General features: G+C 65.3%; 7 protein-coding genes and 1 tRNA gene. 5 read left to right on the top strand and 3 right to left on the bottom strand.

The features are described from left to right. The first annotated feature begins 47 nt into the window (after positions 1–47). From ACX36O_RS10275 to ACX36O_RS10295, 5 genes are all read left to right on the top strand, one after another. Positions 48–1,496, top strand: a complete 1,449-nt coding sequence (locus tag ACX36O_RS10275) for an amino acid permease (protein ID WP_213361384.1) — start codon at positions 48–50, stop codon at positions 1,494–1,496. Between the two features lie 38 nt (positions 1,497–1,534). Next, complete coding sequence (locus tag ACX36O_RS10280) at positions 1,535–2,722, top strand: acyl-CoA dehydrogenase (protein ID WP_213361385.1); 1,188 nt, start codon at positions 1,535–1,537, stop codon at positions 2,720–2,722. A 78-nt stretch (positions 2,723–2,800) separates the two neighbouring features. Then, positions 2,801–4,024, top strand: a complete 1,224-nt coding sequence (locus ACX36O_RS10285) for a CaiB/BaiF CoA transferase family protein (RefSeq protein WP_213361386.1) — start codon at positions 2,801–2,803, stop codon at positions 4,022–4,024. 217 nt (positions 4,025–4,241) lie between these two features. Continuing rightward, entirely contained in the window at positions 4,242–5,714 is a 1,473-nt protein-coding gene (locus tag ACX36O_RS10290) for an NAD-dependent succinate-semialdehyde dehydrogenase (RefSeq protein ID WP_213361387.1), read from the top strand. A gap of 132 nt (positions 5,715–5,846) precedes the next feature. Then, positions 5,847–5,920 (top strand) — tRNA-Gly (locus tag ACX36O_RS10295). A 328-nt stretch (positions 5,921–6,248) separates the two neighbouring features. On the opposite strand, the gene ACX36O_RS10300 is transcribed toward ACX36O_RS10295, so the two are convergent. From ACX36O_RS10300 to ACX36O_RS10310, 3 genes are read right to left on the bottom strand one after another with little or no spacing between them, the layout of a single operon-like run. Continuing rightward, a complete protein-coding gene (locus ACX36O_RS10300) occupies positions 6,249–7,697 on the bottom strand; it encodes an efflux transporter outer membrane subunit (protein WP_250131036.1) in 1,449 nt (482 codons plus the stop codon). Continuing rightward, the gene (locus ACX36O_RS10305; protein ID WP_488359741.1) at positions 7,694–10,945 is read right to left on the bottom strand and encodes an efflux RND transporter permease subunit; all 3,252 of its coding nucleotides are present in this window, start codon (positions 10,943–10,945) and stop codon (positions 7,694–7,696) included. The genes ACX36O_RS10300 and ACX36O_RS10305 overlap by 4 nt, the downstream gene beginning before the upstream one ends. Positions 10,946–10,963: 18 nt before the next feature. Next, positions 10,964–12,277 carry an efflux RND transporter periplasmic adaptor subunit gene (locus ACX36O_RS10310; RefSeq protein WP_488359742.1) on the bottom strand — a complete coding sequence of 438 codons (1,314 nt, stop codon included), beginning with the start codon at positions 12,275–12,277 and terminating at the stop codon, positions 10,964–10,966. Positions 12,278–12,359: the final 82 nt, after the last annotated feature.

Raw genomic sequence — 12,359 nt, forward strand, 5'->3', positions numbered from 1 at the left:
GGAGCCCCTCGGCTCCCCCGGTACGAGAAAATAAACGAGGAGACATCATGACAACACAAGCCTGCGGTGTCCAGAGCGGCACCACGCTGAAAAACGGATTGCGCTCGCGGCACCTCACCATGATTTCGATCGCCGGCGTGATCGGCGCTGCGCTGTTCATCGGCTCCGGCAAGGTGATCGCCAACGCCGGCCCCGCGGCCATCCTGGCCTATATCGCAGGCGGCATCGTCGTGGTGCTGGTCATGCGCATGCTCGGCGAAATGGCCGTGGCCCAGCCCGACACGGGCTCATTCTCCACCTACGCAGACCGCGCCATCGGGCGCTGGGCCGGCTTCACCATCGGCTGGCTGTACTGGTACTTCTGGGCGCTGCTGATGGGCTGGGAAGCCTACGTCGCCGGCAAGATCCTGCACAGCTGGTTCCCCATGATTCCGATCTGGGGCTATATGCTGATCGTCACCGTCTCGCTCATCCTGGTCAACCTGATGAAGGTGAAGAACTACGGCGAGTTCGAATTCTGGTTCGCGCTGGTCAAGGTCACGGCCATCGTGGTGTTCCTGATCATCGGCCTGCTCGCGCTGACGCACCTGTGGCCCTGGGGCCAGCCGGATGCCGTCGGCTTCACCCATCTCACCAAGGAAGGCTTCATGCCCAACGGCTTCGGCGCCGTGGTCACCGCCATGCTCGGGGTGATGTTCGCCTTCATCGGCGCGGAAATCGTCACCGTGGCCGCCGCCGAATCCGACAACCCCAGCAAGGAAATCGTCAAGACCACCAAATCCGTGGTGTGGCGCATCATCCTGTTCTACGTCGGCTCCATCTTCATCGCTGTCTGCCTGGTGCCCTACAACGACCCGCTGCTCAAGGACGCCACCTACGGAACCTATACCGTCACGCTGACGCGCCTGGGCATTCCCGAAGCGCGCCACATCGTCAACTTCGTGGTGCTGACCTCCGTGTGCAGCTGCTTCAACTCCGCCCTGTACACCTGCTCGCGCATGCTGTATTCCCTGTCGCGCCGTGGCGATGCGCACCGCATCATGCAGATCACCGGCAAGAACAGCGGCAGCCCCTGGGTCGGCGTGCTGATCTCCAGCATCTTCTCCTTCGTTGCCATCTACCTGACCGCGACCGAGAAAATGGACATTTACGACGTGCTGATGTCTGCCACCGGCACTGTCGCCATGTACGTGTACCTGTGCATCGCCATCTCCCAGCTCAAGATGCGCCAGAAACTGCAAGCTTCGGGCAAACCCATTGCATTCAGGATGTGGCTGTTCCCCTGGCTGACCTACGCCGTGATCTTCGCCATCGCCGCTTCGCTGGTGGTGATGGTGTTCGAGGGCACCTACCGTACCGAAGTGATCTACACCTCCGTGCTGGCCGCAGTGATTATCGCCATGGGCCTGATCGCACAGAAATTCAACATCGGTGGACAATCGCAACAGAACACCGCTCCCCTGGTGGGCCTGCAGCCTGAAGCCAGCGCCACCTGACATCTCCTGTTTTTGTATCCAGAAGGAAGTTCAAGAAAATGCTCCAGAGAACCACCCGCACCGCCTTTCAATGGGATGACCCGCTGCTGCTCGACCAGCAACTGAGCGACGACGAGCGCATGGTGCGCGACGCCGCTGCCGCCTACTGCCAGGACAAGCTCGCCCCGCGCGTGCTCAACGCCTTCCGCAACGAGCAGACCGACCTGACCATCTTCCGCGAGATGGGCGAACTCGGCCTGCTCGGCCCCACCATCCCCGAGCAATACGGCGGCCCCGGCCTGAACTACGTCTGCTACGGCCTGATCGCCCGGGAAATCGAGCGCGTCGACTCCGGCTACCGCTCCATGGCCAGCGTGCAGTCCTCGCTGGTGATGGTGCCCATCTACGAGTTCGGCAACGAGGCCACGAAGCAGAAGTACCTGCCCAAGCTGGCCACCGGCGAATGGATTGGCTGCTTCGGCCTGACCGAACCCAACCACGGCTCCGACCCCGGCAGCATGGTCACCCGCGCCAAGAAGGTGGACGGCGGCTACAGCCTCACCGGCTCCAAGATGTGGATCACCAACTCGCCGGTGGCTGATGTGTTCGTGGTCTGGGCCAAGGACGATGAAGGCGCGATCCGCGGCTTTGTGCTGGAGAAAGGCTGGAAAGGCCTGAGCGCTCCGGCCATCCACGGCAAGGTCGGTCTGCGCGCCAGCATCACCGGCGAGATCGTGATGGACGAGGTATTCGTGCCGGAAGAGAACGCCTTCCCCGAGGTGCGTGGACTGAAAGGCCCGTTCACCTGCCTGAACAGCGCGCGCTACGGCATCGCCTGGGGCGCGCTGGGCGCGGCCGAAGCCTGCTGGCACACGGCGCGCCAGTACACCATGGACCGCAAGCAGTTCGGCAAGCCGCTGGCGGCCAACCAGCTGATCCAGAAGAAGCTGGCCGACATGCAGACCGAGATCACGCTGGGCCTGCAGGGCGTGCTGCGCCTGGGCCGGATGAAGGACGAAGGCACGGCCGCGGTGGAAATCACCAGCATCTTCAAGCGCAACAACTGCGGCAAGGCGCTGGAGATTGCGCGCATGGCACGCGACATGCTGGGCGGCAACGGCATCAGCGACGAATTCGGCATTGCGCGCCATCTGGTGAACCTGGAAGTGGTGAATACCTACGAGGGCACGCATGACATCCATGCGCTGATCCTCGGCCGCGCCCAGACCGGCATTGCCGCCTTCTAAGCAACTCTTGTCTCCTCCCCCCGCCCTGCCGGCCCGCGTGCTGGTGGCGGCGGGGCTTTTCATCCGGAACATCTGCCCATGACAAGTACACCCCCGCGCCCGCAACCTCTGACCGGCATCCGCGTGCTCGACCTGTCCCGCGTGCTGGCCGGCCCCTGGGCCAGCCAGATCCTGGGCGATCTGGGCGCCGATGTGGTCAAGGTCGAGCGTCCCGGCAGCGGCGACGACACCCGCGCCTGGGGCCCGCCCTGGCTGAAGGACGCCGACGGCCAGCCCACGCGCGAATCGGCCTACTTCCTCTGCACCAACCGCAACAAGCGCTCCATCACCGTGGACATGGCCAGCCCCGAAGGCCAGCAGACGCTGCGCGATCTGGCCGCCAAGGCCGACATCGTGCTGGAAAACTTCAAGACCGGCGGCCTGCAGCAATACGGCTTGGACTACGCCAGCCTAAATGCCATCAACCCGCGCCTGATCTACTGCTCCATCACCGGCTTTGGCCAAAGCGGCCCCTACGCTGCGCGCCCCGGCTACGACTTCCTGATCCAGGCCATGGGCGGGCTGATGAGTATCACCGGCGTGCCCGATGACGAGGCCGGCGCCGGCCCGCAGAAAGTGGGCGTGGCGCTCACTGACATCCTGACCGGCCTGTACGCCACCATCGGCATTCTGGCCGCGCTGCAGGAGCGCAACCGCTCCGGCCTGGGCCAGCATATCGACACCGCCCTGCTCGACGTACAGGTCGCAACGCTTGCGAATCAGGCCTCCAACTATCTGGTCGGTGGCGTGGTGCCGCGCCGCATGGGCAATGCCCATCCCAGCATCGTGCCCTACCAGACCTTTCCCACGGCCGACAGCGACATGATTCTCGCCGTCGGCAACGATGGCCAGTTCGCCCGCTTCTGCCTGGTGGCCGGCCACCCGGAATGGGCGCAGGACGAGCGCTTTGCCACCAACCCGCAACGCGTCAGGCACCGCGCCGAACTGATTCCGCTGCTGCGCCAGACCACCGTGATGCGCACCACCGCCGAATGGGTCAGCGCGCTGGAACAGGCCGATGTGCCCTGTGGCCCGGTCAACCGGCTGGACCAGGTGTTTGCCGATCCGCAGGTGCAGGCACGCGGCATCCGCGTCGACCTGCCGCATCCGCTCGGCACGGTATCGACCGTGGCCAGCCCGGTGCGTCTGAGCGCCACGCCGGTGCAGTACCGCCGCCCACCGCCGCTGGTGGGGCAGCACACGGAGGAGGTGTTGCGCGACTGGCTGCAGGCCGAAGCGACGGAAGTAGCAGCGCCGGCATGACGGCGACGCATATCGGGATGGGAGGCGCGCGGTATCGGCAGCTGATGACTACAGAGCCTACTGAGCTTCCGAGCTACGGCAGGACTCTCGCCACCGTCAGTCCGGCGACTGCCGATCTCCGAACCGCTTTTCCCTCATCCAGCCCACTGGCTTTCCGATTTTCTATACTGCCCCAAGACAATAACCCCTGTTTCAAGAACCCAGCATCGAGACAACCATGACCACCAACAACTCCCCCCTGCTCCAGCTCAAGGACCCCACCCTGCTCAAGAACGCCGGCTACATCAACGGCGCCTGGGTGGAGGGCGAAGGCACCTTTGCCGTCACCGATCCCGCCACCGGCCTGGAACTGGCCCAGGTTGCCAACCTCACCGCGGCCCAGACCCAGCAGGCCATCGACGCCGCCGAGGCCGCCCTGCCCGCCTGGCGCGCCATGACGCACAAGCAGCGCAGCCAGTTGCTGCGCAAGTGGTTCGAACTGATCCTCGCGCACCAGGATGACCTGGCCCGCCTGATGACCGCCGAACAAGGCAAACCGCTGGCCGAAGCCACCGGCGAAGTGGTGTACGGCGCCAGCTTCGTTGAGTGGTATGCCGAAGAAGCCAAGCGCACCTACGGCGAAACCGTGCCCAGCTTCGCGCCCGACCGTCGCGCCATCGTGCTGCGCCAGCCGATCGGCGTCTGCGCCGCCATCACGCCCTGGAACTTCCCGGTCGCCATGATCACGCGCAAGGTCGCGCCCGCCATCGCGGCCGGCTGCACCGTGGTCGTCAAACCCGCCGAATTCACCCCGCTGTGCGCGCTGGCTCTGGCCGAACTGGCGCACCGCGCCGGCATCCCGGATGGCGTGATCAACGTGATCCCGACCGAGCACGCCGCCGCCGTCGGCAAGGTGCTGTGCGACAGCCCGGTAGTGCGCCATCTGAGCTTCACCGGCTCCACCGAAGTCGGCCGCATCCTGATGGCGCAGTGCGCACCCACCATCAAGAAGCTGGCGCTGGAGCTGGGCGGCAATGCCCCCTTCATCGTCTTCGACGACGCCGACGTGGACAGTGCCGTGGACGGCGCCATGGCCAGCAAATACCGCAACGCCGGCCAGACCTGCGTGTGCGCCAACCGCCTGTACGTGCAGGACGGCATCTACGACGCCTTCGTCGCCAAGCTGGCCGAGCGCGTGAAGGGCCTGAAAGTGGGCAACGGCTTCGAGCCCGGTGTGACGCAGGGCCCGCTGATCGAGCCCGCTGCGCTGGACAAGGTCAAGGAGCACATCGCCGATGCGGTCTCCAAGGGCGGCAACATCGTCACCGGCGGCAAGCCGCTGCACGGCCAGTTCTTCGAGCCCACCATCATCGCCAACGCCAGCCAGGACATGCGCGTGGCGCGCGAGGAAACCTTTGGCCCGCTGGCGCCGGTGTTCCGCTTCAAGACCGAGCAGGAAGCGATCGACGCTGCCAACGCCACCGAATTCGGCCTGGCCAGCTACTTCTACAGCCGCGACATCGGCCGCATCATCCGCGTGAGCGAGGCGCTGGAATACGGCATGGTGGGCGTCAACATCGGCCTGCTGGGCAGCGAACAGGTGCCGTTCGGCGGCGTCAAGCAATCCGGCCTGGGCCGCGAAGGCTCGCACCATGGCATGGATGAATACCTGGAGATGAAGTACGTGAACCTGGGGGATGTGCTGAAGTAAGACGGTTCTCCTGAACGGCGTCTCCGCAACCGGAGTCGCCGCCAATCTTCTGCACAACTGCCTGCCAACTCATACAAGCAGTCTTTCTTTTCTCGCAGTCTTACGGCAAAGCCCGCTACAATTTCCCTCTCTGCGGGCGTCGTTCAATGGCAGGACCTGAGCTTCCCAAGCTCAAGACGTGGGTTCGATTCCCATCGCCCGCTCCACATCGTGCGCGATTCAGCCCGTGGCAAAAATAGCCGGAGTCAATAAATACTACAATAGTAGTATTTAACCATGTCTCTGGATGATCGCACATACGTCAGGGATCGCACCCGACGCCGCTACCTCGCCTGGCTCGAAAGCGACGAAACGTCCGATCCCCGCGGCCCAATCTACCACCCCAAACAGTTCCGCTCAGACCGACAGAGCAAAAAGGGCCAGCCACCAGACATGAACTGGAAGCTGACCCTGTTCTGGATCACCCTGTTTGCGCTGCTCTACGTGATCGCCAGGGCATATCTGGCGCAACGCGGCTACCCGCGCTGAGCTTCTTCAGCGCGCAGCGGCAGCCGGCACCGCCGTCACATCCACCAGCCCCCCACCCAGCACCTTGTACAGGTCGATGCGGTTGTTCATCGCCGCCTGGCGTGTCAGCAGCAGCGACTGCTCCAGCGCATAGCTCTGGCGCTGCGCATCCAGCAGATCCAGCGAGCTGGAAATGCCGTTGTCATAGCGCATCTGCACCAGACGTAGACGCTCGCGCTCGGCCTGATACCCGCGCTCCTGTGCAGCGAGCTGGTCCGCCAGCGTGCGGCGTGCAGCGAGCTGGTCCGCCACCTCGCGGAAGGCACCCTGGATGCTCTTCTCGTACTGCGCCACCGCAATGTTCTTGCGCGCATTGGCCAGATCCAGGTTGGACTGGTTACGGCCGAAATCGAAGATCGGCAGGCTGATCTGCGGCATGAAGCTCCATGCCAGATTGGGGCCGGTAAACAGGTTGTCCAACTCGCGGCTCGTGCTGCCGAAGCTGCCCGTCAGCGAGATGCGCGGGAAGAAAGCCGCGCGCGCCGCGCCGATGTTGGCGTTGGCCGCCTGCAACTGGTATTCGCTCTGGCGGATGTCCGGGCGACGCAGCAGCACTTCCGAGCTCATGCCTACCGGCAGGGCATTGACCGCCACCTGCTTGCCCAGCGGCAGCGCCGGCGGCAGATTGGCCGGCAACGGCTGGCCGATCAGCAGCTGCAGCGCATTGCCTGCCTGCTCGCGCAAGCGGGTCTGCGCCGCATAGTCCGCATGGGCCGACTCGATCAACGTCTCGTTCTGGCGCAGGTCGATCGCCGAAATCACGCCGGCGTTGAAGCGCAGCTTGGACAGGCGGTAGGTCTTCTCGCGCGAGTCCAGCGCCAGCTTGGACACCCGCATGGCTTCATCCGCCGTGCGCTGCGCCACATAGGCCTTGGCCACTTCGGCGATCAGGCTGATCTGCGCCGCATCACGGGCTTCCTGCGTGGCCAGATACTGGTTCAGCGCGGCGGTGCTCAGGCTTTTCACGCGGCCGAAGAAGTCCAGCTCGAAACCGGTGGAGGCCAGATTGGCGCTGTAGATGTTGCCCAGGGTTTCACGCCCAGTCGGGCTGGCATCGGCCGCTGTGCGCGAACGCGTCATGCCGGCGCCAGCCGCCACGGTCGGCAACTGGTCGGCACGCGCCACGCCGTACTGCGCCCGCGCCGCCTCGATGTTGAGCGCCGCCACGCGCAGGTCGCGGTTGTTCTGCAGCGCCAGTCCGATCAGTTCGCGCAGGCGCGCATCGGCAAAGTACTGCTGCCAGCCGATATCGGCCGCTGCGGGCAGACGCGCATCGCCGCTGCCGGACTGTGTCCAGCCAGCCGGCACCGGCGCCTCGGGACGCTCGTAGGCAGGCATGAGACTACAGCCAGACAGCACGGAAACCAGCAGCGCAGCCGCCAGGCTGCGGGAATGAAGCATTGTTGCGGGCATCATGCGCCCTCCTTGGGAGTGTGACCAATCTCGCGTGCGCCATGGTGCATGGCCGCGCGCTCCTCTGCCGACATGCCCTCCTCGGCTTCCGCCAGGATGCCGTCGACCGATTCAGCCGTAAAACCTGCCTCGGCCGCATGGGCCGCAAAACGCTCCTGCTGCCGCTTGCTGCCCTTGAAGATGGAGCGTACCACCACGAAGAATGTCGGCACGAAGAATACGGCCAATAGCGTGCCCACGATCATGCCGGACATCACTGCGGTGCCAATCTCGCGCTGGCTGGCCGAGCTGGCGCCGGTGGCCAGCACCAGCGGCAACACGCCCAGAATGAAAGCCAGCGAGGTCATCACGATCGGGCGGAAACGCAGGTGCGCCGCAGCCAGCGCCGCTTCCATCGGGCTCTTGCCCTGGGCCTGCAAGTCCTTGGCAAACTCCACGATCAGGATCGCGTTCTTCGCCGACAGGCCGATGATGGTCACCAGACCCACCTGGAAGTACACGTCATTGACCATGCCGCGCGCGCTCACGCCCAGCAGCACCCCCAGCACGCCCAGCGGCACCACCAGAATCACCGAGAACGGAATCGACCAGCTCTCGTATAGCGCAGCCAGGCACAGGAACACCGCCAGAATGGCAAAGCCGTACAGCAGCACCGCCTGGGCGCCGGCCATCTTTTCCTCGCGGGACTGGCCCGTCCACTCGAAACCGAAGCCCGGCGGCAGCTTGCTGGCCAGCATTTCCATTTCGGCCATGGCCTCGCCCGTGCTGTAGCCCGGAGCGGCGCTGCCGGCAATCCGCATGGCCGGGTAGCCGTTATAGCGGATGGACTGCATCGGGCCGGTAATCCAGCGCGTGGTCGCCACCGCCGACAGCGGCACGGCCTGGCCGCGGCTGTTGGTCACCGTGAGCTTGAGGATATCCTCGGGTTGCATGCGCGCGGCCGCCTCTGCCTGCACCACCACCCGCTGCATGCGGCCGGCGTTGGGGAAATCGTTCACATACTGCGAGCCCAGCGCCGTGCCGATGGCTGCGTTGATGGCGCCCACGCTCACGCCCTGCGCCAGCGCGCGTTCGCGGTCGATGTCCACCTGCAGCTGCTGTGCATCTTCCAGCCCGTCCGGACGCACGCCCGCCAGCACCTTGCTCTGCATCGCCATACCAAGCAGCTGATTGCGCGCCTGCATCAGCGCAGCGTGGCCGTTGTCGGCGCGGTCCTGCAGACGGAAGGTAAAGCCGGAAGCCGAACCCAGTTCCGGAATCGCTGGCGGCGTCACCGCAAACACGAAGGCATCACGGATCTGGCTGAGTGCGCCCATGGCACGACCGGCAATCGCTTCCGCGCCTGCCTTGCGCTCGGACCAGTCCTTGAGCGTGACGAAGGCCAGCGCCGCATTCTGCCCGCGACCGGCAAAGCTGAAGCCCAGCACGCTCACCATGGTCTTCACCTCCGGCTGCTTGAGCATGAAGCCTTCCACTTCCTGCATCACGTTGCGCGTACGCTCCTGCGTGGCACCCGGCGGCAACTGCACGTTCACGATCAGGTTGCCTTGATCCTCCTGCGGGAGGAAGCCCGTCGGCAGGCGCATGAACAGCAGCGCCACCACCGCAATCAGCACGGCATAAATCACCATCATCCGCCCGCTGCGGCGCAGCAGCCTGGCTACCCAGCCCTCGTAGCCCTTGGCGGTGCGCGCAAAGCGCTTGTTGAACCAGCCGAAAAAGCCCTTTCTCTCCTCATGGTGTCCGGCCGCCACCGGCTTCAGCAGCGTCGCGCACAGCGCAGGCGTCAGCGACAGCGCCAGGAACGCCGAGAATGCAATCGACACGGCCATCACCGCCGAGAACTGCCGGTAGATGTTGCCGATGGAGCCGGCAAAGAAGGCCAGCGGCACGAACACCGCGATCAGCACCACCGTCACGCCCACGATGGCGCCGGAAATCTGCGACATGGCCTTGCGCGTGGCCTGCAGCGGCGGCAGGCCCTCGTGGCTCATGATGCGCTCCACGTTCTCCACCACCACGATGGCATCGTCCACCACGATACCGATCACCAGCACCATGCCGAACATGGTCAGCACGTTGATCGAGAAACCCATGGCGAGCAGCGCACCGAACGTGCCCAGCAGCGCCACCGGCACCACGATCGTCGGAATGATCGTATAGCGGATATTCTGCAGAAACAGCAGCATCACCAGAAACACCAGCGCCACGGCTTCGAGCAGGGTATGCACCACCTTGGTAATGGAAATCTCGATGAACTCCGAGCTGTCATACGGCACGGTCCAGCTCATGCCCTGGGGAAAGAAGCGCTGCAGTTCGGCCATGCGCTGCTTGACCGCCTTGGCCGATGCCAGCGCGTTGCCCGAGGGTGCCAGCTGCACGCCGATACCCACGGCAGCCTTGCCGTTCAGGCGTGCCGAGGTGGCGTACTGCTGCGACCCCAGTTCGATGCGTGCAACATCCTTCAGGCGCACCGCTGCACCATCTCCGCTGGCACGCAGGATGATGTTGCCGAACTGCTCCGGCGTTGCCAGCTGGCCCGGCACCACCACCGTGGCACTCATGCTCACGCCCTCGATATTGGGCAAATCGCCCAATGCACCCGCAGACACTTGGGCGTTCTGCTCGCGGATGGCATTGGCCACATCGGCCGTCCCCAGATTGAAGCCCTGCAGCTTGGCCGGATCCACCCAGATGCGCATGGCGCGTTCGGCGCCGAACAGCTGCGCCTGGCCGATGCCGGGCAGGCGCTGGATTTCGGGCAGCACGTTGCGCGCCGCGTAATCCGTCATGGCATCGATCTGCGCATTCGGATCGTCCGAGGACAGCATCACGAACATCAGGAAGTTGGAACGTGACTTGTCCACGCGCACGCCGTTCTGCACCACCACCGAGGGCAGGCGCGGCTGCGCCCGGCTCAGGCGGTTCTGCACGTCCACCTGCGCCAGGTCGGCATTGGTGCCGGGCTCGAAACTGAGCGTCACCGAGCCCGTGCCGTCGGCCTGCGAGACCGACTCCATATACGCAAGACCTGGCGTACCGTTCATTTCACGCTCGATCACGGACAGCACGCTGTCGTCCATGGTCTGGGCCGACGCCCCGGGATAGACGGTGTTGATGACGATGGTCGGCGGTGCTACCGCCGGATACTGCGCAATCGGCAGCTGCGTGATGGACAGTGCGCCCAGCACGATGATGAAAAGCGCAATCACCCACGCAAAAATGGGGCGGTCAATAAAGAACTTGGCCATGGTCTGTCGTCCCCGCTATCAGGAACGCGGAGCGCTGGCACCGGAGGCGGCACCAGCAGGCGCGGGAGCCGCACTGGCCCCGGCAGCCGGGCCGGAAGCCGCAGCACTGGCAACGCCGGAGGCCGTGCCCGCAGGCGCCGAGGCCGCGCCGGCCGGTGCAGCGGCACCCGGTGCCTGCCACGGCACCGCCTTCACCTTCTGCATGCCCGGGCGCAGCTTCATCACGCCATCGACAATCACCTGCTCACCCGGCTGCAGGCCGGACAGGATGATCCACTGGCTGCCCTGTGCCGGGCCGACCTTCACCGGGCGCGGACCAAAGCTGCCATCGGGCTTGACCACCAGCACCGTATCGCCGGCGTTGCCGCGCGTCACCGCCTGCTGCGGCAGCAGCATCACGTTGTCCATGCGCGCCTGCTCGATCTGCACACGCACATACAGGCCCGGCAGCAGCAGGCCCTCGGGGTTGGGCACCTCGGCGCGCAGGTTCACCTGGCCGGTCGCCTGGTCCACCGTCACGTCGGTGAACAGCAGGCGCGCGCGGTGTGCGTACACGCTGCCATCCTCCAGCAGCACGTTCACCTCGGGATTGGCCCCCACGCCGGTGGCACCCGCCGCCGTGCGCAGCTTGAGCAGCTCGCTGGCGGACTGGGTGAAATTCACCACCATCGGATTGGTCTGCTGGATCACGGCCAGCTGGGTGCCCTCGGTGGCACTGACCATCGCCCCCTCGGTCACCAGCGCCTTGCCGATGCGGCCGGAAATCGGCGCCGTCACACGCGCGTAGCCCAGGTTGATATTGGCGGTACGCACCGCTGCCTGGGCCGCCTGCACTTCGGCACGCGAAGCCTTCTCGGCAGCCAGCGCATTGTCATATTCCTGCTTGCTGATTGCATTGGCCGCTGCCAGCGGGGCAAAGCGGCGCGCCTGGGCACTGGTCTGACCCAGCGATGCCTGGGCGCGCGCCAGGCTGGCGCGTGCACTCTGCAGCGCCGCCTGGTAGGGCGCACTGTCAATCTGGAACAGCGGTTGCCCCGCGTTCACCCAACCTCCTTCGGTAAACAGGCGACGCTGTACCACCCCGGTAGCACGCGCACGCACCTGGGCAATACGGAACGCTTCCAGGCGACCCGGCAGCTCGGTCAGCACCGGCTGACTACCCGGCTGCACCACCACCACGCCCACGGTGGGCGGCGGAGCGCCTTCGCCCTGCGGGCCCGCAGCAGCCGGATCCTTTTTTCCACAGGCCACCAGCAGCAGCGCGCTGCCCAGCACCAGGGCGGGCACGCGCAGGCGCGCACCGTTGATGAATGTCGGTTGGTTCTTCTTCATGCTTGATCCGTATCGGTATCGAATTAGATGCTGCGAAAGCCGCCGAACGACTTGCAGACGGTATTGCCCCTCCTGCTCCCGG

This window comes from Brachymonas sp. KE5, assembly GCF_057773645.1.